At 66.1% G+C, this 20,360-nt stretch carries 19 protein-coding genes, 3 tRNA genes and 1 pseudogene; 9 read left to right on the forward strand and 14 right to left on the reverse strand.

Annotation, left to right across the window (positions count from 1 at the left end; translation table 11 throughout):
• Positions 1-19: 19 nt before the first annotated feature.
• A complete protein-coding gene (locus RS83_RS07975) occupies positions 20-940 on the forward strand; it encodes an arsenic resistance protein (protein ID WP_269429884.1) in 921 nt (306 codons plus the stop codon).
• Positions 941-1,167: 227 nt separating this feature from the next.
• On the opposite strand, the gene RS83_RS07980 is transcribed toward RS83_RS07975, so the two are convergent.
• On the reverse strand, positions 1,168-1,515 hold the full coding sequence (locus tag RS83_RS07980; RefSeq protein ID WP_197072089.1) for an ArsR/SmtB family transcription factor: 348 nt from the start codon (positions 1,513-1,515) through the stop codon (positions 1,168-1,170).
• Positions 1,516-1,606: 91 nt separating this feature from the next.
• On the opposite strand from RS83_RS07980, the gene RS83_RS07985 reads away from it, so the two are divergent.
• The gene (locus RS83_RS07985; protein ID WP_045279078.1) at positions 1,607-2,926 is read left to right on the forward strand and encodes an NAD(P)-binding domain-containing protein; all 1,320 of its coding nucleotides are present in this window, start codon (positions 1,607-1,609) and stop codon (positions 2,924-2,926) included.
• A gap of 273 nt (positions 2,927-3,199) precedes the next feature.
• Here the strand turns inward: RS83_RS07985 and RS83_RS07990 are convergent, their stop codons facing one another.
• Positions 3,200-3,595 (reverse strand): low molecular weight phosphatase family protein, encoded by a 396-nt coding sequence (locus RS83_RS07990; RefSeq protein WP_045278982.1) that lies wholly within the window; start codon positions 3,593-3,595, stop codon positions 3,200-3,202.
• A gap of 22 nt (positions 3,596-3,617) precedes the next feature.
• Complete coding sequence (locus tag RS83_RS07995) at positions 3,618-4,292, reverse strand: helix-turn-helix domain-containing protein (protein ID WP_045278983.1); 675 nt, start codon at positions 4,290-4,292, stop codon at positions 3,618-3,620.
• 93 nt (positions 4,293-4,385) lie between these two features.
• On the opposite strand from RS83_RS07995, the gene RS83_RS08000 reads away from it, so the two are divergent.
• Positions 4,386-5,102, forward strand: a complete 717-nt coding sequence (locus RS83_RS08000; RefSeq protein WP_419760974.1) for an aquaporin — start codon at positions 4,386-4,388, stop codon at positions 5,100-5,102.
• An 11-nt stretch (positions 5,103-5,113) separates the two neighbouring features.
• Positions 5,114-6,496: an FAD-dependent oxidoreductase gene (locus RS83_RS08005; protein WP_045278985.1), complete on the forward strand. Its 1,383-nt coding sequence runs from the start codon at positions 5,114-5,116 to the stop codon at positions 6,494-6,496.
• A gap of 175 nt (positions 6,497-6,671) precedes the next feature.
• Here the strand turns inward: RS83_RS08005 and RS83_RS08010 are convergent, their stop codons facing one another.
• From RS83_RS08010 to RS83_RS08035, 5 genes and pseudogenes are all read right to left on the reverse strand, one after another.
• Complete coding sequence (locus RS83_RS08010) at positions 6,672-6,986, reverse strand: hypothetical protein (RefSeq protein WP_045279079.1); 315 nt, start codon at positions 6,984-6,986, stop codon at positions 6,672-6,674.
• Positions 6,987-7,120: 134 nt separating this feature from the next.
• A complete protein-coding gene (locus RS83_RS08015; RefSeq protein WP_045278986.1) occupies positions 7,121-7,720 on the reverse strand; it encodes a DUF305 domain-containing protein in 600 nt (199 codons plus the stop codon).
• A 596-nt stretch (positions 7,721-8,316) separates the two neighbouring features.
• Positions 8,317-10,444, reverse strand: a pseudogene (locus RS83_RS08025) (heavy metal translocating P-type ATPase).
• 53 nt (positions 10,445-10,497) lie between these two features.
• Positions 10,498-10,821 carry a heavy-metal-associated domain-containing protein gene (locus tag RS83_RS08030; RefSeq protein ID WP_082071580.1) on the reverse strand — a complete coding sequence of 108 codons (324 nt, stop codon included), beginning with the start codon at positions 10,819-10,821 and terminating at the stop codon, positions 10,498-10,500.
• Positions 10,822-10,879: 58 nt separating this feature from the next.
• Positions 10,880-11,134, reverse strand: coding sequence for a metal-sensitive transcriptional regulator (locus tag RS83_RS08035; protein WP_045279081.1), 255 nt, complete (start codon positions 11,132-11,134; stop codon positions 10,880-10,882).
• 804 nt (positions 11,135-11,938) lie between these two features.
• Between RS83_RS08035 and RS83_RS08040 the strand changes: the two genes are divergently transcribed.
• Positions 11,939-12,247 carry a hypothetical protein gene (locus tag RS83_RS08040; RefSeq protein ID WP_045278988.1) on the forward strand — a complete coding sequence of 103 codons (309 nt, stop codon included), beginning with the start codon at positions 11,939-11,941 and terminating at the stop codon, positions 12,245-12,247.
• Between the two features lie 213 nt (positions 12,248-12,460).
• Here RS83_RS08040 and RS83_RS08045 read toward each other — a convergent pair.
• From RS83_RS08045 to RS83_RS08055, 3 genes are all read right to left on the reverse strand, one after another.
• A tRNA-Phe gene (locus RS83_RS08045) sits at positions 12,461-12,533 on the reverse strand.
• A gap of 73 nt (positions 12,534-12,606) precedes the next feature.
• Positions 12,607-12,680 (reverse strand) — tRNA-Asp (locus tag RS83_RS08050).
• A gap of 28 nt (positions 12,681-12,708) precedes the next feature.
• Positions 12,709-12,781 (reverse strand) — tRNA-Glu (locus RS83_RS08055).
• Between the two features lie 244 nt (positions 12,782-13,025).
• Here RS83_RS08055 and RS83_RS08060 point away from each other — a divergent pair.
• Positions 13,026-14,429: a M23 family metallopeptidase gene (locus RS83_RS08060; RefSeq protein ID WP_045278989.1), complete on the forward strand. Its 1,404-nt coding sequence runs from the start codon at positions 13,026-13,028 to the stop codon at positions 14,427-14,429.
• A 157-nt stretch (positions 14,430-14,586) separates the two neighbouring features.
• Here the strand turns inward: RS83_RS08060 and ppa are convergent, their stop codons facing one another.
• Together ppa and RS83_RS08070 are read right to left on the reverse strand one after the other, a co-directional pair.
• Positions 14,587-15,078 (reverse strand): inorganic diphosphatase, encoded by a 492-nt coding sequence (gene ppa / locus RS83_RS08065; protein ID WP_045278990.1) that lies wholly within the window; start codon positions 15,076-15,078, stop codon positions 14,587-14,589.
• A gap of 40 nt (positions 15,079-15,118) precedes the next feature.
• Positions 15,119-15,751 carry a TMEM175 family protein gene (locus tag RS83_RS08070; protein WP_045278991.1) on the reverse strand — a complete coding sequence of 211 codons (633 nt, stop codon included), beginning with the start codon at positions 15,749-15,751 and terminating at the stop codon, positions 15,119-15,121.
• Positions 15,752-15,827: 76 nt separating this feature from the next.
• Here RS83_RS08070 and tilS point away from each other — a divergent pair, with 76 nt between their 5' ends.
• On the forward strand, positions 15,828-16,817 hold the full coding sequence (gene tilS / locus RS83_RS08075; protein WP_045278992.1) for a tRNA lysidine(34) synthetase TilS: 990 nt from the start codon (positions 15,828-15,830) through the stop codon (positions 16,815-16,817).
• Positions 16,818-16,861: 44 nt separating this feature from the next.
• Here the strand turns inward: tilS and RS83_RS08080 are convergent, their stop codons facing one another.
• A complete protein-coding gene (locus RS83_RS08080; protein ID WP_045278993.1) occupies positions 16,862-17,452 on the reverse strand; it encodes a DUF937 domain-containing protein in 591 nt (196 codons plus the stop codon).
• 136 nt (positions 17,453-17,588) lie between these two features.
• Here RS83_RS08080 and hpt point away from each other — a divergent pair, with 136 nt between their 5' ends.
• Entirely contained in the window at positions 17,589-18,140 is a 552-nt protein-coding gene (gene hpt, locus RS83_RS08085) for a hypoxanthine phosphoribosyltransferase (RefSeq protein WP_045278994.1), read from the forward strand.
• Positions 18,141-18,358: 218 nt separating this feature from the next.
• Positions 18,359-20,359, forward strand: a complete 2,001-nt coding sequence (gene ftsH / locus RS83_RS08090; RefSeq protein WP_045278995.1) for an ATP-dependent zinc metalloprotease FtsH — start codon at positions 18,359-18,361, stop codon at positions 20,357-20,359.
• Position 20,360 lies beyond the last annotated feature (1 nt).

Here is a 20,360-nt window from a genome sequence, read left to right on the forward strand (position 1 = left end):
CGCCCTCTACATCGGCGCAATCGCCGTGGGTGCGGCCATCGGGTTGATAGCGCCGCAGACCGCTCCGAGCCTCGAGCACTCGATCGAACCGGCACTGATGCTGCTGTTGTTCGCCACTTTCCTCGGCGTCCCGCTCATCGAGGTAAAGCGCGCGTTCCGTGACATCAGGTTTCTCGGCACGGTGCTGGTGGCGAACTTTGTCATTGTGCCGATGCTCGCCTGGGGTCTTTCCCGCTTCGTGGTCGATGACCGGGGACTGCTCCTCGGGGTGTTGTTCGTCCTGCTGACCCCGTGCATCGATTACGTCATCGTGTTCGCCGGTCTCGCGGGTGGTGCTGGCGCGCGACTGCTCGCAGCCGCACCGCTGCTGATGTTGGTCCAGATCTTGCTGTTGCCGGTGTTCCTGTTCCTCTTCGCCGGTGGCGCTGTGCTCGATGTGGTCGACATCGGCCCATTCATCCGGGCATTCCTGTTGCTGATCGTGGTCCCACTCTCTGCAGCAGCGGTTGTGCAGGCTCTTGCGCGTCGTTACCGGGGAGGGCGGTTTATCGTGAAGATCATGGCGGGTGCAATGGTGCCGCTGATGATGGTGACCCTCGCCGTGGTCATCGGTTCCCAGATCGCCGCCGTTGGATCGCAAATCACCGCGCTCCTGCGCGTAGTGCCGCTGTACATCGCATTTGTCGTCCTCGCCGTCGCGATCGGGAAGCTCGCCAGCCGCGTCGCACAACTAGACGTTTCCGCCACCCGCGCGGTGATGTTCTCCACCGCGACGCGCAACTCGCTCGTCGTCCTACCGCTCGCTCTCGCCCTTCCCGCCTCGATGCGCATTGCCCCGCTCGCGATAGTCACGCAAACCCTTGTCGAGCTGGTCGCGATGCTCGTCCTCGTCCGCGTGGTCCCCCTCTTCACGCGCGAACCACGGCCGAGCCTCGCCTAGCCACAGCACTGGACTATAAATCGGAGCGGTCGTCCCACCGAAATCGATCGTTTGCGGCTCGGGCGTCTGGAGGGCCACCGCTAACGTTCACCCCAACCCCGATACGGCAGGCGTTTTCGGCGTGTCTCATCTCCGCTGCCCGAAGTGTCGCGCAACAAGATGACGGCTCTACTGGTGACCGGGCGTAATTAAGACCGGCGTATTCGGAGGGAACCTGCGCGGCTGTTTCACGAGCTCAGCGAGCGGGATGCCTGTTCGAGTGTGTCCGTGACGACTCGGTAGTACGCCCAGCGGCCTCGCTGTTCGCGTGTCGCGAGTCCGGCATCGACGAGCAGCTTCATGTGATGCGAGACGGTGGGCTGGGAGAGTCCCACCGGGTCGGTGAGGTCGCAGATGCAGGCCTCGCCGCCGTCTGATGCCGCGATGAGCGAGAGCAGCCGCACGCGCGTCGGGTCACCCAACGCTTTGAACGTGTGGGCGATTCGCTCAGCTTCAGCGGCCGTGAGCACCCCGCCGGTAACCGGCGAGCAGCAGACTGCGACATCGGCCGGCAGGAGGGTCAGAGGGGAGGGCATGGTGGAATTCTCTCACGTCGTATTGACATTTATCGATACATCGACAAGTCTCGATGCATCGAGGTTCGTCGATGCGTATTGGAGAAGGCTGATGGAGAGCACGTTGCCCGTCGTTGTTATTGGTGCTGGTCCGCAAGGGCTGGCCGCGGCTGCGCATCTGGTGGAGCGCAACGTTCCGGTCGTGGTGTTGGAAGCAGGCGACGGCCCCGCCGCAGCTGTGCGCGAGTGGGGGCACGTGCGGTTGTTCTCTGAGTGGCCGGAACTGGTTGATGCGGCCGGGGTTCGCATTCTCGAGCCCACGGGCTGGAGCGCCCCCACGACGGGATATCCCACCGGGGAGCAGTGGATTACCGGATATCTCGCACCCCTCGCCGCCGAGCTGGGCGATCACATCCGCTTCGGTTCCCGAGTCGTCGGAGTATCTCGCCTTGGGCGTGACCGACTTGTGGATGCGGGTCGCGGAGAGCAGCCGTTCACCGTGCACGTGCAGCCCGTGGAAGGCGACGAGTACCGGTTGCAGGCTCGGGCGGTCATAGACGCATCGGGCACCTGGGATACTCCGAACCCCGCTGGTGCTGACGGCCTGCCGGCTCTCGGAGAACATGCATCCGCGGATCTGCTGTCCTACCGCATCCCTGATTTCCGTGATCGTGAGCAGTTCGGCGGCAAGCACACCGTGGTCATCGGGTCCGGGCACTCAGCGGTCACCGCCGTTCTGGCGCTGGGGCAGATGGCGCGCCGCGACCCGAACACGACAGTGACCTGGGCGCTGCGGCGTGCTGCCGCGGGCAATGCTTTCGGAGGCGGCGAGGCCGACGAGCTGCCCGCCCGCGGAGCGCTCGGCATCAGGGCGAAGGAGTTCGTCGACGCCGGCCTGGTCTCTCTCGTCACGGGGTTCCGCGTGGAGCGGGTCACCCGCGACGGCGAACGGCCGGTGCTGGTCGCCGAAGACGGCCGCACCCTCACCGCCGATCGGGTGGTGGTCTTGACCGGTTTCCGACCGGATCTATCGTTCCTGTCGGAGCTGCGCCTGGAGCTGGACGCGACGCTGCAAGCTCCGGTGCGTATCGCCGCGGAAGTGGATCCCAACGTGCACTCGTGCGGCTCCGTCGCTGCCACGGGCGCGGTCGACCTGGCTCAGCCGGAATCGGACTTCTACTTGGTCGGCGCGAAGTCGTATGGCCGAGCACCCACTTTCCTCGCCCTGACCGGGTATGAGCAGGTCCGCAGTGTCGTCGCTGAGCTGGCCGGCGATCACGAGGCCGCGCGCCGAGTCGAGCTTGTGCTGCCGGACACGGGAGTGTGCGGTGGGGCGGGACTGTTCGACGCATCCGGGGCATCGCTGGGCGGTTCGTGCTGCGCGCCGCCCGCTCAGGTCCTCCAGATCGGCCGCATGGCGGCATCCGTCTGACGAGAGGGAGTCGACGATGGACCCGCATTTCGCTTTCGAGGTTTACAAGCGGAGGGAAATCGAACTAACGCGGCGGCTGGAGCTTCAGCGTGTGGCGCGGGAGAGAATCGACGGGATACGTGGGACTCGGCGAGAAGGCTGGCGCTCCCGCGTGCAGCAGTGGTGGAAGGTGTCGTTGGGCGGCCGTGTGGATCGCCCGTCGCCCGTCGCCTGCTGCGCCACCGCCGTAGCCTGCTGAGCCGCCGCACCGGGGCCGCGTCCGTACGGCGCTTCTCAGGTGAGAATCGCCGTACGAATCTTCTCGGCCACCGCTTCGCGCAGCGGGCGAACAGCGTCAGCGTCCCACGATTCCGGGTTGGGGAACGACCACTCCAGAAGTTCCCCGCGAGGCGTCGACGGCAGGGTGAGCCCGGGCTTCATCAGGATCACGATGTCGGCGGCATCCAGGTCGTCGACTGTGACGGCGCGCGGCACGCGATCGGTGATGTTCATTCCGAGTTCTGCCACGGTGGCGGCTACGGCCGGATTCACTTCGTCGGCGGGGGAGAGACCTGCCGACGTCGCGGTGAACCGGTCGCCGGCCAGGTGCTCTAGGAGCGCTGCGCCGAGCTGCGAGCGGCCGGCGTTGTGCTGGCAGATGAAAAGGACGGTTGGGGGAGCGTCAGTCACGGGTTCTCTTCCGGGTTGGGTTTCAGCTGGCGGCGAGACGGGGAGCGAGTTCCGCGATGCGGCGCTCCAGCTCGTCGTAAGCGGTATCGAAGGCGTCATCGGTGCCGATCCGCACGGGGTCGGGGATCGACCAGTGCAGGTGCCCCGTGACGCCGATTTCTTCGTGAGCGTTATCGCACACCGTCACCACGAAATCCGAATCGGTCAGTACCGAAGTCAGGGCGCGCGGTGATTCCGTTGGCAGCGCGAGGGCGTGGCGCTCGGCTGTGTCAACCGCGCCCGGATCTATCCGCTCGGCCGGGTGTGTTCCTCCCGATAACGCCGGGATGCTGCTGCGGGTAGACCACAATGCCGCAGCAAGTTGCGACCGGGCGGAGTTCGCCGTACAGACGAACACGATGCGATCCGCGCGCTCCACTCGGCCGGGAGTGAGCCCGCGAAGTGCGGTTTCGGTGAGGTGAACGTAGCTGCGTCGTTTGTCAGCCTCCGAGCGGGAACGCGAGACCATCCCCACGGACTCCAGCACATTCAGATGGTGTGTGACGAGGTTGGAGGGAAGGCCCAACGCCACCCCGATTTCGGTGGGGGAGAGGTCGCCCAGCGTGAGACGGTCGACGATCCGCAGGCGTGAGGGGTCTCCCAGCGCGGCGTGCTTCGCTGCGCGCGCCTCCACCTGATCGGTTCGTTCAGTGTTCATTGTTTCAATCTTGACTGAACTACCCCTCTCGGGTCAAGATAAGCCGACATGAACATTGCTACCCGCTCCCAGCCCGCGCCCGCGCGACCTCACATGCTGCGCCGAGCCGCCGCCGAGTTCCTTGGAACCGGCCTGCTCGTCACGACCGTTGTGGGTTCCGGCATCGCGGCGCAGCGCCTCTCGCCAGATGACGTCGGCCTCCAACTACTGGAGAACAGCCTGACCACCGCGCTCGGTCTGACGGTCCTGATCCTCATGCTGGGCCCCGTGTCCGGTGCGCACTTCAACCCCGTGGTGTCGATCGCGGATTGGCTGCTCGGACGCCGGTCCGGCACGGGACTCCCGCTGCGCGACCTCGCCCCGTACGTGCTCACCCAAGTTCTCGGCGGGATCGCCGGAACGTTCTTGGCGGGAGTGATGTTCGACACCGCCCCCGCGCTCTCATCGAACGACCGCGCGACCGGTGGACACCTGGTCGGGGAAGTTGTCGCCACGGCGGGACTCGTGCTGTTGATCTTCGCGCTCGCACGCACGGGCAAGGGATCGACCACGGCGGCCGCGGTCGGCGCGTACATCGGCTCGGCGTACTGGTTCACAAGCTCTACATCGTTCGCGAATCCCGCGGTGACGATCGCCCGCATGTTCACCGACACCTTTGCGGGCATTGCGCCCGCCTCTGTCATGCCGTTCATCGCTGCGCAGCTCGTCGGGGCCGCGGTCGGCCTCGCTGTGCTGCTCGCCCTCTACCCGACCGCCGCCCGCACGGCCGGCGACGTCGTGGTCCCTCAGCAACTCGAAAACCAGCCCTGAAAGGCACCCTCATGCATCTTGTAGCGATCGGCGGAAGCGACGCTGGAATCTCCACCGCCCTCCGGGCCCGCGAACTTGACCCGTCTGTTGATGTCACTGTCGTCGTGGCTGACGCCTACCCGAACTTCTCGATCTGCGGCATCCCGTACTACTTCTCCCGCGAGGTGCAGCCCTGGCAGTCCCTCGCCCACCGCACCCACGCGGACCTCGAAGCCACTGGCATGAACCTCCGACTTGACACCCTCGCTACCGGCATCGACGTCAACGGCCGCCGCCTCACCGTCCGCGATGCCGACGGCAGCGAATCGGTGATCGCGTACGACGAGCTCATGGTCGGCACCGGAGCATCCCCGTCAACCGCCGGCATCGCAGGTCTTGACCAGCTCGGGCCCGACGACGGCGTGCACCTGTTGCACTCGATGGGCGACACCTTCGCGCTCGAGAAGTACCTCGACGAACATCAGCCCGAGACGGCAATCATCGTCGGAGCCGGCTACGTCGGCCTCGAAATGGCCGAAGCGCTCACCGTGCGGGGCCTCCAGGTCACCCAGCTGCAGCGCGGCCCCGAAGTTCTCTCCACCCTCGATCCCGAACTCGGCTCCCTCGTTCACGACGAACTCACCCGACACGGCGTCGACGTCCTCACCGGTACGCGCGTCGAAGCCGTCGCCCGTGACGGTGGCAGGATCACCGTCACCGGCACCCACGACGGTGAAGCCTTCTCCCGCACTGCTGACGTGGTGCTCGTCGTCGTCGGCGTGCGACCCAACACCACCCTTCTCACTGCGGCCGGCGCAACCACGGGCGCGGGCGGCGCTGTCGTCGTCGACGAACGGATGCGCACCGGCCTGCCGAACGTGTGGGCGGCTGGCGACGGGGTGGTCACCCACCATCGCCTGCTCGGCGTCACATACCTTCCTCTCGGCACCACGGCGCATAAGCAGGGACGAGTCGCGGGGGAAAACGCGATCGGTGGGGATACGCGGTTCGCAGGGAGCCTCGGCACGCAGGTCGTGAAGGTCTTCGACGTCGTGGCCGCACGCACAGGGCTCCGCGACCACGAAGCCACGGCCGCCGGCCTTGCCCCGCACAGTCACACCGCGATCGCGGACGACCACAAGCGGTACTACCCGGGCGCCACGCCCATCAGCATCCGCATCACCGGAGACGCCAACGACGGCCGTCTGCTCGGCGCGCAGCTCGTCGGCACCCGCGGCGCAGAAATCTCCAAGCGCGTCGACACTTACGCCACGGCTCTGCACCACGGCATGACCGTCGCAACGATGAGTGACCTCGACCTCTCCTACACGCCGCCTCTCGGCTCCCCCTGGGATGCTGTGCAGATGGCTACGCAGGCGTGGGAACGCGACCTGCGAAGCCTCGCAACAGTGTGACTCCGGACGCGCCGATCGAACCCTCGGTGCAGGTCACGCGTTCGGGCGGTCGCGGCGGAGACGAAGCGCCACCCACCATCCGCAGCGACGGCAGATGAACGCACGATCGTTCCCGAGGGAATGCAGTTTCCTTCGGGGCAGGGATCGGCCGCAACAGGTGCATTCCACCTCAGAGTCAGTCCCCATGAGTGGTGATGGCCTGTCGAATTTGTTCGGTGGTCGGCATCCCGGCCAACCCCGCAGGCGTTCGGTAGATTCGGCAGGCTAAGTCGACTGTGCGGTCCGAACCAGGGAACAGATCGTTTCCATTCAACGTGATTGTGGGCGAGCCGGCGAAGGCGACTTCCGCGGCGTCTTCCTCGGTTCGCACGAGTCGAAAGGTCAGCGTCGAGTCAACGTCGTGACCCGTTTCTCGGAGCGCCTCGGAAACGCGGCGCCCCGTCTCGACCCAACTGGGGCACTCTGCGATATGTAGCAACTCGATCTTCACGACTTCAATCATCCTCCCTCCGGGGCCGGTCAACGATGGTTGCCATCGCTGAATGTGAGATGACGCATGAGTAGTCCGCATCGTCTGACCGGCGGTGTGGCGCACCCGGGTAGGGCACGCCACACCGTTCGTGGTCAGAGGATCGCGAGAATCTCCTCCATCGTGGTGATCTCCGCCGTCTGAGTGTCGACGATCGTCTGAGCGAGGTTCACGGCGTCGCTGTTCTGGCCGTTGTCGATCTCGTCCTGGGCCATGTCGATGGCCCCATTGTGGTGCTCGATCATCTGCTCGAGGAACAAGCGGGACGCCTCGACACCGGTGGCGTCGTCAAGGGCTTGCATATCCTCTTCGGTCATCATGCCACCGCCGTGATCCATTTCGCCCGTGTCGGTGTCGGCGGCGTCCCAGTCTTGGAGCCAGCTCTCCATCTTCTCGATCTCGGGCTGCTGAGCTGCCTTGATGTCTTCGGCGAGGGCGGTGACCTGCTCGTCGATGCCTTCTTTGCCCAGGATGGTGTCGGACATGTCGACGGCCTGGGTGTGGTGCTCGATCATCATGCGGGCGAACATGATGTCGGCCTCGTTCGCGTCCGCTGTCTCTGCGGGTGCGGAGGAGCTGCCGCCGTGGTCCATTCCGTCCATATCGTCGCCGGAACCAGTGCCTCCGGCGCAGCCGGTGAACGTGAGTACTGCGGTGAGGGTGAGTGCGGCGATTGCCGCGGGTCGGATCTTCATCAGTGTTCTCCAAGGGTCGGTGATGAGGCCCGACTGTTGCCGGGCCAAGGGATGCGTTGCCTGCGGAGCGGGCTAGCGCGTCATCACGTGCGACTGATGCAGAGAACCGTGAGAGACGGGGGCGGGGGCGGTAGGGGTGCGTGAGCCCGGGCGGGCCGGTCGATCGTCGCGAGCATCGCGGCCAGCGGTGTACGCCGCCAACCGAGCCCGATCCGCTGAAGCAAGATGGTGGCGACCAGGAGAGCGAGCACACACGCCATCCACGTCATCGCATCCTGACCGCCACACGTAGTGCACCCCGCGTCCTGCGCAGCTGCGGCCGGTAAGGGGGCTGCTGCTGGAGCATCATGGTGGTGCGCCGGCGCTGCGGCCTGCGCGCCGACAGCCACCGTGTCATGGTGACCGGCTGCCGTCGCGTGCGAGTTGAAGGAGTGCATCGCCAACAACCCGGCGATGATGCCCACGGTGACCGCGATCACGGCCAGGACGGTGTGGGTGAGCGTGCGCGGTGCCCGCACTCGTTGTGCGACATTGATCAGCAACATTCTCACCTCCCGTTCTCCTCAGCCTACGTCCACGCGGTCGGCTCTCCTCGGCTACGTGCCCGTCACCGCGTCGGGGCGGAGATCCAGTCGTCGCAGCAATTGAGCGTTGAGCGCGACCACGATGGTCGACAGGGACATCAGCACTGCACCGACGGACATCGGCAACACGAACCCGATGGGGGCGAGCACACCGGCCGCGAGCGGGACGGAGAGGAGGTTGTAGCCGGCGGCCCACCAGAGGTTCTGCTTCATCTTCCGGTAGCTGGCCCGTGACAGCTCGATCACGGAGAGCACTGACCGGGGGTCGTCGCTGGCGAGGATAACTCCGGCCGATGCGATCGCGACATCCGTTCCCGCGCCGATAGCGATACCGACGTCGGCCTGGGCGAGGGCCGGGGCATCGTTCACACCGTCCCCGACCATTGCGACCCTGCGGCCTTCGCTTTGCAGTTCTTTCACCTTGGAAGCCTTGTCCTCCGGGCGCACCCCGGCGAAGTACCGGTCGATGCCCAGCTCACCCGCTACGGACGCAGCCACCGCATCAGCGTCACCGGTGATCATGACCACTTGCACGCCACGCTCATGGAGCGCGTCGACCGCGTGACGCGACTCGGAGCGAATCTCATCCGCCAGGCGCAGCGCACCCGAGACCTGTCCGTCGACGAGCACGTGGAGGATGATTGCACCCTCACCGCGCCACTGGTCGGCCACGGGCAGCTCCTGCGCGTGTTCCTGCTCGAGCATGTACGGGCCGCCGACCTGCACAATGCGTCCGTCGACGCGCGCACGCACCCCAACAGCGGGGGAGGATTCAAAGTCCGACGATGCGCGGACCGAGAGGCTCTTCTCTTTTGCCGCGTTGACTATCGCACGGGCAAGGGGGTGCTCAGAGTCGGCTTCCGCGGCAGCGGCCCAGGCCAGCAGCTGGTCAGAGTCGGCCCCAGGGACGGGATCGATGGCGGTAACGGCGGGGGTGCCCTTGGTGAGAGTGCCAGTCTTGTCGAACAGGACCGTATCGACCGTGCGCATGCTCTCCAACGCGAGACGATCCTTGATCAGCACACCGCCGCGGGCGGCGCGTTCGGTCGCGATCGACACAACAAGCGGGATCGCAAGACCCAGAGCATGCGGGCACGCGATCACCAGCACGGTGATCGTGCGAATCACCGCAGCGTCAGGCTGTCCGACGAGAGTCCAGACGATGGCGGTGATCGCAGCGGCGCCGAGTGCAAACCAGAACAGCCACCCCGCCGCCTTATCCGCGAGCCGTTGCGCCCGCGACGATGAACTCTGCGCCTCAGTCACCAACTTCTGGATACCCGCAAGTGCGGTATCGTCGCCGATCGCCGTGATCTCCACCCGCACCCCGGAGTCGGTCGCGACCGTGCCGGCAATCACCGAGTCACCATCACTGCGGCGCACCGGCCGAGACTCTCCCGTGATCATCGACTCATCCATGCTGGCCGAGCCCTGCACGATCCGCCCGTCAGCGGGGACCCGCCCACCCGGGCGCACCACCACCACATCACCCACCTGCAGGTCAGAGGGGGCGACTGTGACGGTGGCGTCTCCTTCTACCTTCTCCGCCTCGTCGGGCAGCAACGCGGCGAGGGAATCCAGTGCCGACGTCGTCTGCGCGAGGGAACGCATCTCGATCCAGTGACCGAGCAGCATGATCACGATGAGCAGCGCCAGCTCCCACCAGAAGTCCAGCTCATGATGCAACAGGCCCAGGCTCGCACCCCATGACGCGAGGAATGCCACGGTGATTGCCAGGGCGATCAGCAGCATCATCCCGGGCTTGCGCGCACGGAGCTCGCTCACTGCACCAGTCAGGAATGGTGCCCCGCCCCACACGTACATGACAGTTCCGAGAACCGGTGACACCCACGCGACCCACGCCGCGTCGGGCAGCGGGTAGCGGGTAGCCCAGAATCATTGAGAACATCATCGAGAACCCGACTACCGGGATCGCGAGGAGCAGCATGATCCAGAACAACCGCCGAAACTGGCCCACATGATCGCCATGGCCACCGTGCCCGCCGTGGTCACCATGGCCGCCGTGACCGTGTGGTGCAGCGGGGTCGTGGCTCATCGCCGCGTGGTCATGATCCATCGCAGCCGCTCCCGCGTGACTATCGTTCGCGGTGTGATCGGTGTGTTCGTCGGGCTGGCTCATCGGAACTCCTTGCTTAATGCGCCCGGGGCGAGCCGGAAGCCGTCAGATGCGACTCAAACGTTGCTGGTCGCGAGGGTGTAGCCGGCCTCTTCCACCGCGGCCTTCACAGCAGCCGAATCAACCGGGACAGCGCTGTGGATGGTCACCCGGGAAGTGCCGCCCGCGTTGAGATCCACGGTGACCGAATCGACGCCGTCAACAGCGCTCAGCTCCTCAGTGACACTCGATGCACAATGCGAGCACGTCATCCCGTCAACAAGCACCTCCGCTGTCACTGCAGCATCATCAGGCTCAGATGTCTCCGTGTTCGATGACGCAGCGCAGCATGCGCAACCAACATTCGCGTCCTTCAGCCCAAGCTCGATGCGATCAGACATGGTGTTCCCTTTCAACTAGACAGACGTGTGATCATGAACGAACCAGGCGGGCTATCGCTTAGTTGGCCTCACGGACCTTCTCGGCCGCAACCTCGCCACCCTCCGCACTTGCCTCGGCGACGCAGTGACTCAGATGGTCACTGAGCAGCGACAACGCCATGGTCTCCAGGGCCCTCGTCGCCGCGGAGACCTGCGTGAGGATGTCGATGCAGTACTTGTCCTCATCAACCATCCGGGCGATCCCACGCACCTGACCCTCAACACGGCTCAGCCGCTTGCGCAGATCCGCTTTGTTGTCGTCGTAGCCGTTCATTCTGACATGATACCCCCTGGGGGTATACAACACAATCGAGAGATCTTCATTCCGGAACCGCGGCACAACCATGAGGCCAGCCCTGTTGCACCCTCCGATAACGATCGTTTCCGGCGGGCGCACCGAGGTAGCCAGCCGACTGCACGACACGCCGATCGCGCATCTGCCGAAACCCCCTCCCGGGACCTGCTGCACCGAAACGGTCCGCCCGACCTTTTAGGCAGGGTGAGAGCGAACGCGACCATTGACAAGCGTCGTGAGACAACTGGAAGTTTCGGCAGCGCACCACTCGCCCGTCTTTCCGGGGATTCTCTATTTCAGTAACCGACAACTCTCGTGAGATCGGACAACTCGCTCCGCGAAGAGCTGAGACGGGATTTGATCTGCGCAGGCTGCGGCGCGGACGTATACTACGTTCGACCATCCCGAAACGGACGACCTGCCTGCTTCGGGGCACGTCCGCACAATGAGCCCTGCGACTTAGCCTCCCAGGCGACCGATACGTCGACGGTCGAGAATCTCACGACAGAAGAGGAGCGTGCTGCCAAGAAGGATGGCTTCACGCTACGCGGCGCTGATGCGTCAGCGATTGGACACATCGCCCTCGATACTCCGCCTGCTGACTCCGACCGTCCCGGACGCAGCTACACCGATCGCGACGGTGCCGCCCGTGGCTCGTATCCGGGCCTCAAACTGAACCGGCTCCTGCGGCTACTCGTTACGGTGCCGTCCTTTGGTGAGGAGAGGACAGCGCTCCACCTAGCCAACGGAACCCGCACGACGGTGCGCGACTACTGTGCGCACATGTCTCGCGTCGATCTTGAGTACCGGGATCGCGAGCGGGTGTACTGGGGCACGATTCGCTACGCGAAGGCAGTCGACGACGGAGCCTGGTTGAACACCGGCAGCAAGACAGAACCCAGCATTCGCATCAGCAATGAGATGCTCGGACGGTTGCTCGATCCCTGGGAACTCGACTCCGTAGAGGATCTTGCCGGAGCTGCGTTCGCGCTGTGGGGAAAGATCAGGCGAGGCCGCAAAGCACCCGACAAGATGCTCCGGTTCGTGGAGTCGTTGACGACATTCGCGATCATCCCGGATGAACGAATCTGAGGGCGAACCGGCACAAAACCGGCACAAGCGCCCGGAGAGCGCGTTTCGTCTCGCTTCGCTCGCCCAACGATCGGGAGTTCTGCTCGTTCAGTGCCGGGGCCGGAACAGTTCAGGGGAGCGGCTCGGAAACCGCTTCTGATCAGGGCAAAGCAAAACCCCCACCATGTTAGAAGCTAGGTGGGGGTTTCTGAGGTGACTGTAATGATCACCCTGTGGCTCCGACGGGCGTCGATCCCGTGACCTCACGATTTTCAGTCGTGCGCTCTACCAACTGAGCTACAGAGCCGTGGTGCGACCGGCGAACCTGTCGCGTCCTAGACGAAGGGCCCTCTCCGAAGAAAGAGCCCGACGAACCGGAGCGACCCTGACGGGACTTGAACCCGCGACCTCCGCCGTGACAGGGCGGCACGCTAACCAACTGCGCTACAGGGCCATACTTGTTTTCAATTGTATCGGAAGAGTGACCCCAACGGGATTCGAACCCGTGCTACCGCCGTGAAAGGGCGGCGTCCTAGGCCGCTAAACGATGGGGCCGGAGTCCGTCCCCTGGGGGACTTCCTTGCCGACGCTCAAGCATAAGGGATGTCTGACGCAAATCGCGAATCGAGGGCGGAGTACCGTTCCGCCGGGCGTGTTCCGGGCGTGTTCCGGGCGTGTTCCGGGCGTGTTTCGGCCGGCGACGGGGGCCCCGCGGGGCCGCTTGCAGTGCAATCCACCCTGTTGCTCATGTGAATGTTGTTGTTAGTGTGGCATTTGTGAAACTGCCGGAAGGGGCCGTGTGAACGACCAGATCGCGTCGGATGCAGCTGCAGCGGCATCCGCGGAGTGCGGGTGCGCACCGACCCCGACCGAGAGCCGTGCCTTCCAGAGGAGTGGCATCACCCGTCGTGGAGCCCTCGGGCTCGGCGCCCTGAGCGTCGTCGCGCTGAGTGCCTTCGGCGTCAGTTCCGGCGTCTCCGCCGCCTACGCAGCCTCGTACCCCAGCTGGGACGACGTGCAGCGGGCGAAGGGCAACGAAGCGGCGAAGGCCGCAGAGGTCACCCGCATCGAGGGCCTCATCCAGTCGCTGACCCAGAAGGTCGCCGAGACCCAGGCAGCCGCCGAGGTCGCCTCCAACGAGTTCTACGAAGCGCAGCAGACGTTCTTCGCAGCCATCGCGCGTGCTGACGACCTGCAGGCCAAGGCAGATGAGCAGGCCGGCCTCGCCACCGAGTCGGCGCGCAAGGCGGGCCAGGTCGCAGCCCAGCTCTATCGCAACGGTGGCGACGACACCTCGCTCGAGCTGTTCTTCGCCGGTTCCGCGAACAATGCCGACGAGCTGCTCTCGCGCCTCGGCACGATGGACAAGCTCTTCGAGTACAACCAGTCGGTCTACGACGACGCGGTCGCCGCCCGCAACTCCGCGCAGTCGCTCAGCGATCAGGCCGTCGTCGCACGCGCCGAGCGCGACCGTCTGCAGCAGATCGCGGAGCAGAAGATGGTCGCCGCGCAGCAGGCAGCGGATGCCGCGCAGGCAGCGCTCGACGAGCAGTCGGCCAACCTCGCCACCATGCAGGCGCAGCTCGCCGCCCTCAAGGACACCACCGCGACCACGGTCGCCGGCTACCAGGAGGGCGTGCGCGTCGCTGAAGAGGAGCGCAAGCGCCGGGAGGCAGCCGCCGCAGCCGAGGCAGCGCGCGCAGCCGCGGCCGCAGCAGCAGCCAACAACAACAACAACGGCGGCGGAGGTGGTGGCGGCGGCGGCGGCGGCGGTTCAGCCGGATCCGACGGTTGGGTGCGTCCGCACGGCGGCTCGCGCAGCTCCGGCTACGGCCCCCGCTCGCAGCAGTGCAACTCGAACGGATGCTCGTCGAGCTGGCACTACGGCATCGACCTCGCCAACGGATGCGGTGCGGCGATCTACGCCGCGCACTCCGGCACGGTGGACGCAGCGTTCTACAACGGCGGCTACGGCAACTATGTCCGCATCCAGCACGGCGGGGGCATCGCCACCGGGTACGCGCACATCAAGCAGGGCGGGTTCGCCGTGCGCAGCGGCCAGTGGGTCAACGCCGGACAGGTCATCGCGTACGCGGGCAACACCGGCGGATCGTTCGGCTGCCACCTCCACTACGAGGTGTACATCAACGGGCGGTACACCAACCCCGCAGACTTCATGGCTGCGCGCGGCATCTCCATCTGAGCATCCGTCCCCTGAGACGAAGAAGACCCCCGGGCCCGCTGAGCGGCACCGGGGGTCTTTCGCTTCGACAGGCTCAGCGACCCAGGAGGGGCGGCTCAGCGACCCAGAGGGGGGCTGACCCGCGCCCAGGAGGGGGCGTGTCAGTGAGGGAGAGGGGTCAGTGGCCCTGCTCGGTCGCGCGGACGATCGCCTCGTCGAGGATGCGCTGCGCTTCGGCGGCGTTGCCCCACTCGTCGACCTTGACCCACTTGTTGGGCTCGAGGTCCTTGTAGTGCTCGAAGAAGTGCGAGATCTCCTTCTTCGTGTACTCGGCGATGTCGTCGATGTCCTGGATGTGGGCCCAACGCGGGTCCTTCGCGAGCACGGCGACGAGCTTGTCGTCTCCGCCGGCCTCGTCGCTCATCTTCAGCACTGCGACCGGACGCACCTCGACGACGACGCCGGGGTAGATGGCCTGGTCGAGCAGCACGAGCACGTCGAGCGGGTCGCCGTCCTCGCCGAGCGTGTTGTCGAAGTAGCCGTAGTCGGCCGGGTAGCCGAAGGTCGTGTAGAGCACGCGGTCGAGGTGCACTCGTCCGGTCTCGTGGTCGACCTCGTACTTCACGCGGCTGCCGCGCGGGATCTCGATGACGGCGTCGTGTGCGCCCATGCGTGTGCTCCTCAGGAAAAGTTCGGTTGGATGCCGCGGACTAGCCTACTCGGCGGTGCAGCACCCGATTCAGCAGGCGGCTGAGCGGATCGCTCAGGAGCAGCAGGAGCAGAGCAGAGTAGCCGTGCGGCGATGTCAGCGCGGCAATCGCCAACGCGATCAGGAACAGGAGGATGGCGGCGAGGTCACCGATCGCACCGGCGCGAATCGTGTCCGCCGAGGTGGTGGAGAGGTCGGGATGCCGCGACAGATACAACCACCCGGCGAGGGTCGTCACCTGCGTCATGATGAGCGTGCCGATGTAGACGACCGGCTGCAGCGCATCCGTGTCCATCTGACCGATCATCGCCGTGGGCACCGGCAGCCAGACGATCGTGGCCATCCACGCGACGTTGATCCACAGCAGCCACGGCGTGATCCACTCCACATCGCGGTACTGCCGGTGGTGCCCCATCCAGAAGGTCGCGATGAGCAGGAAGCTGAGTCCGAAGCTGAGCAGCTGTCCTGCATGCTCCGCCAGGAAGTCGGCTGTGCTGATCCTGCTGGATGCCGCCTCCGACACCGATTCCATCAGCGGCAGGATGAGCAGCGTCATCGCGATCGCCACCACCGCATCGACGAACGCCTTGAAGCGTTCGGGCTTGAAGTGCTGGGGACTCTTCGGATCTGCCACGGCGCAAGACTAAGGCGCGTCGGCACCCGCGCGCGAGCGGTCCGCGGGAACGCGGCGGGTGTTCTAGCGTGGGACCGTGCCATCGCTCTCACCCGCCATCGCCGAGATCCGCCTCGCAGTGCGCACCGCGCTCGCCGACCTGCCGGAGGGATCGACGGTCATCGTCGCCCTGTCAGGGGGAGCGGACTCGCTCGCGCTCGCCGCAGCGACCGCGTTCGAGGCATCTCGGCTCGGCTTGACCGTGGCATCCGTCACGATCGATCACGGCCTGCAGGAAGCATCGGCCGAGGTGGCAGCCCGCGCGGCCGACAGTGCGAAGGCGCTCGGGCTCGACGCGCTCGTGGTGCGGGTCGACGTCGACGGCGCGGGTGGTCCGGAGGCCGCCGCCAGGGAAGCCAGATACCGGGTGCTTCGGGATGCCGCTGCGGATGCCGGAGCATCCGCTGTGCTGCTCGGGCACACGCTCGACGATCAGGCGGAGACCGTGCTCCTCGGACTCGCCCGCGGGTCGGGGGCGGCGAGCCTGCAGGGCATGTCGCCGGCGCGGGAGGACGAAGAAGGCACCCGATGGCTGCGCCCCCTGCTCGGTGTGCGCCGCGAGACCACGAGGGCGTTCTGCGCAGCATCCGATCTCCAGCCCTGGGAGGACCCGCACAATCAGGACGCCCGCTTCGCCAGGGTCCGTGCGCGCAACTCCGTGCTGCCGGTGCTGGAGGCCGAGCTCGGCCCCGGCATCGCCGAGGCACTCGCTCGCACGGCTGAGCAGCTCCGAGAGGACACCGAGGCGTTCGACGAGATGATCCACGAGACGATCGAGGACATCGTCGAGCACGCCGAAGCCGGCATCTCGGTCAGCGTCGCCGCGCTCGCCGCGAACCCGGCCGCACTCCGCAACCGGATCATCCGACTCGTGGTCGACAGCGAGTTCGGGGTCAGCCTCACCCGCACCCAGACGGTGGAGGTCGCACGCCTCGTCACCGACTGGTCAGGGCAGGGGCCGATCGACCTGCCGGGATGCTCAGCCGTCCGCCGAGGCGGGCAGCTCGTGTTCGCGGCGCGCGACTGACCGGGGCCGCGCGTTCTTGCGCGGCGACCCGGTGTGCGCCGCGGCTACTTCTTGCCGCCGAGGAGCCCGCCGAGCAGTCCGCCGAGGTCGATGCCGCCGCCCTTGCCGCCGCCGAGCAGACCGCCGAGCACGTCGCCGATCCCGCCACCGCCAGAACCGCTGCTGTTCCCGCCGCCGAGGATGCCGCCGATCAGGTCGCCGATGCCGCCCGACTCCTGCTGCGATCCGGCATCCGCCTTCTCGGTCTTGCCCTTGTTCGCGTTCGCGATCAGACCCATCACGATGGGGGCGAGAATGGGGAGGAGCTTGCCGAAGTCGATGCCCGCTGTCGCCTTCGACTCCGTGAGCGTGGCCGTGACCTCCTTCTCCTTCGCCCCGAGGATGTGCGAGACGATCTTGCCGCCGTCGGCCTGATCGATGTCGTCGACCTTCGCCGCCCCGGTCTTTCCCTCGTGCTTCTTCAGCGCGTTCTGGATCGCGGCGGAACCCGACTCGGTCTCGGCGTTCTTGGCGAGTCCGCCCAGCAGCACCGCACCGCCCTGCTCGACCGCAGCCTTGGCGACGTCATGGGAGACGCCGAGCTTCGCTGCGATGTCATCGATCGGCACCTGCGTGAGGATGTCGTCAAGAGCCATGGTGTTTCCTTCCGTCGGTGGGCGCGAGCCCGTGTCACCGCTCAGAGTAGTGCGGATGCCGCGGTGCGGGGAGTGCGCCTCGGCGATGCACGGCACCTGGGACGGAGCATCCGATCGCGTCGCCTAAAATCGGTCTATGCGCGCCTCGGAAATCCAGGATGACCTTGCCCAGATCCTCGTCACCGAGGAGGAGATCCTCGCCAAGCTCGATGAGCTGGCGACGCAGGTCGCCGCGGACTACGAGGGCAAGGACCTGCTCCTGGTCGGCGTGCTCAAGGGGGCGGTCATGGTGATGGCCGACTTCGCTCGCGCGCTGCCCTTCCACGCCCCGATGGACTGGATGGCTGTATCGAGCTACGGCGCGAGCACGAAGTCCAGCGGTGTCGTGCAGATCCGCAAAGACCTCGACAGCGACCTGAACGGCAAGCACGTGCTGATCGTCGAGGACATCATCGACTCCGGTCTGACGCTCAGCTGGCTGCTGGAGAACTTCGGAACCCGCGGCGCCGAGTCCGTCGAGGTGCTGGCGCTGCTGCGCAAGCCCGAGGCGGCCAAGGTCGAGATCGACTGCCGCTACGTCGGCTTCGACATCCCGACCGACTTCGTGGTCGGCTACGGCCTCGACTACAACGAGCGCTACCGCAACCTGCGCGACGTCGCGGTGCTCGCGCCGCACGTCTACTCCTGACGCTTCGACAGGCTCAGCGACCCAGGGTTCGGCTCAGCGACCCAAGGGTTGGGCTCAGAGGCCCAGGGGTTGGGCTCAGTGACCCGAGGGTTGGGATCATGGGCTCAGGGTGGGGCTCAGTGACCCGAGGGTTGGGATCAGGGAGCCCCGGGCGAGCGATACGCCGTGGGTGAACGCACAGCGCCCCCCTAGGACGCTCGCGATACGCTGATCCGATCATGGATGTGAAGAAGATCACCAGGAACCCCCTGATCTACGTGGCGCTGATCGGACTGCTGCTGTTCGGCGGCTTCCTGCTGATCTCGAACCTCGGTGCCCCGAAGCAGATCACCACGCAAGAGGGTCTGAAACTGCTCGCCGGCACCACGGTCTCCGAGGTCGTCACGACCGACGGCGATCAGCGCGTCGACATGACGCTGTCGAAGGCCTTCAAGGGGTCGGAGAACGTCCAGTTCTACTACGTCGACGCCCGTGCCGACGAGGTCGTCACCGCGATCAACGACGCCGACCCGAAGGACGGCTTCAACGACGCAGTGCCGCGCGCGACCTGGTTCGACGGATTCATCTCGCTGCTGCTCCCGCTCGTCCTGCTCGGTCTCCTGTTCTGGTGGCTGCTGTCGTCGATGCAGGGCGGTGGCGGCAAGGTCATGCAGTTCGGCAAGTCCAAGGCCAAGCTCGTGAACAAGGAGACGCCGACCGTCACCTTCGCGGACGTCGCCGGTGCAGACGAGGCGATCGAGGAGCTCCACGAGATCAAGGAGTTCCTGCAGGACCCGGCGAAGTTCCAGGCCATCGGCGCCCGCATCCCGAAGGGCGTGCTGCTGTACGGCCCTCCAGGAACCGGCAAGACGCTGCTCGCCCGCGCGGTCGCCGGCGAAGCAGGCGCTCCGTTCTACTCGATCTCGGGATCCGACTTCGTCGAGATGTTCGTCGGTGTCGGTGCGTCGCGTGTTCGCGACCTGTTCAACGTCGCCAAGGAGAACTCGCCGGCGATCATCTTCATCGATGAGATCGACGCCGTCGGTCGTCACCGCGGCGCCGGTATGGGCGGCGGCAACGACGAGCGCGAGCAGACCCTGAACCAGATGCTCGTCGAGATGGACGGCTTCGACCCGAACGCGAACGTCATCGTGATCGCGGCGACGAACCGACCCGACATCCTCGATCCCGCACTGCTGCGTCCGGGTCGCTTCGACCGTCAGATCGGCGTGGACGCCCCCGACCTCAAGGGCCGCCAGAAGATCCTCGAGGTGCACAGCAAGGGCAAGCCCCTCGCGAAGAGTGTCGACCTCGAGGTCGTCGCCCGCAAGACACCGGGCTTCACCGGTGCCGATCTCGCGAACGTCCTCAACGAGGCAGCGCTGCTCACCGCTCGCTCGAACGCGCAGCTGGTCGACAACCGCGCACTCGACGAGGCCATCGATCGTGTGATCGCCGGTCCGCAGCGTCGTACCCGCGTCATGAAGGACAAGGAGAAGCTCATCACGGCTTACCACGAGGGCGGACACGCACTCGCGGCAGCGGCGATGAACTACACCGACCCCGTCACCAAGATCACGATCCTGCCCCGCGGCAAGGCCCTCGGGTACACGATGGTGCTGCCGCTGGACGACAAGTACTCCATCACCCGCAACGAGCTGCAGGACCAGCTGACGTACGCGATGGGCGGCCGCGTCGCCGAGGAGATCATCTTCCACGACCCGACCACCGGCGCCTCGAACGACATCGAGAAGGCGACCTCGATCGCCCGCAAGATGGTCATCGAGTACGGCATGACGACGCAGGTCGGTCCGGTCAAGCTCGGCACCGAAGGCGGCGACATGTTCGTGGCCCGCGACATGGGTCGTGGCCGCGAGTACTCCGAGAAGGTCGCCGAGCGCGTCGACGCAGAGGTGCGCGCGCTCATCGAGCAGGCCCACAACGAGGCCTACGAGGTGATCAGCGCGAACCGCGACATCCTCGACAAGCTCGCCCTGGCGCTGCTCGAGGAGGAGACCCTCGACCACAACCAGATCGCGGAGATCTTCACCGAGATCAAGAAGCTCCCCGAGCGTCCGCTCTGGCTGTCGAGCGAGGATCGCCCCGTCTCGGAGCGTCCCCCGATCGAGGTGCCGAAGAAGGACGTGTCGCTTGCCGCGTCCGTCGAGGCTCCGGCCGCGACCGCGCGGACGCAGACCGGATCGGCGGGTGCCGGTCAGGCGCGACCTGCGACGGCCTGAG

Source organism: Microbacterium oxydans, assembly GCF_000956525.1.
GTDB classification, from domain to species: domain Bacteria; phylum Actinomycetota; class Actinomycetes; order Actinomycetales; family Microbacteriaceae; genus Microbacterium; species Microbacterium oxydans_A.

Bases quoted from the DNA above. Each gene is read 5' to 3' on its own strand.
- ftsH (WP_045278995.1), top strand. From the start codon at position 18,359: ATGGATGTGAAGAAGATCACCAGGAACCCCCTGATCTACGTGGCGCTG.
- RS83_RS08035 (WP_045279081.1), bottom strand. From the start codon at position 11,134: ATGAACGGCTACGACGACAACAAAGCGGATCTGCGCAAGCGGCTGAGC.
- ppa (WP_045278990.1), bottom strand. From the start codon at position 15,078: ATGGGCGCACACGACGCCGTCATCGAGATCCCGCGCGGCAGCCGCGTG.
- RS83_RS07980 (WP_197072089.1), bottom strand. From the start codon at position 1,515: ATGCCCTCCCCTCTGACCCTCCTGCCGGCCGATGTCGCAGTCTGCTGC.
- RS83_RS08000 (WP_419760974.1), top strand. From the start codon at position 4,386: ATGCTGCGCCGAGCCGCCGCCGAGTTCCTTGGAACCGGCCTGCTCGTC.
- RS83_RS08040 (WP_045278988.1), top strand. From the start codon at position 11,939: ATGTCTCGCGTCGATCTTGAGTACCGGGATCGCGAGCGGGTGTACTGG.
- RS83_RS08080 (WP_045278993.1), bottom strand. From the start codon at position 17,452: ATGGCTCTTGACGACATCCTCACGCAGGTGCCGATCGATGACATCGCA.
- RS83_RS07985 (WP_045279078.1), top strand. From the start codon at position 1,607: ATGGAGAGCACGTTGCCCGTCGTTGTTATTGGTGCTGGTCCGCAAGGG.
- RS83_RS08015 (WP_045278986.1), bottom strand. From the start codon at position 7,720: ATGAAGATCCGACCCGCGGCAATCGCCGCACTCACCCTCACCGCAGTA.
- RS83_RS07995 (WP_045278983.1), bottom strand. From the start codon at position 4,292: ATGAACACTGAACGAACCGATCAGGTGGAGGCGCGCGCAGCGAAGCAC.
- hpt (WP_045278994.1), top strand. From the start codon at position 17,589: ATGCGCGCCTCGGAAATCCAGGATGACCTTGCCCAGATCCTCGTCACC.
- RS83_RS08030 (WP_082071580.1), bottom strand. From the start codon at position 10,821: ATGTCTGATCGCATCGAGCTTGGGCTGAAGGACGCGAATGTTGGTTGC.
- RS83_RS08005 (WP_045278985.1), top strand. From the start codon at position 5,114: ATGCATCTTGTAGCGATCGGCGGAAGCGACGCTGGAATCTCCACCGCC.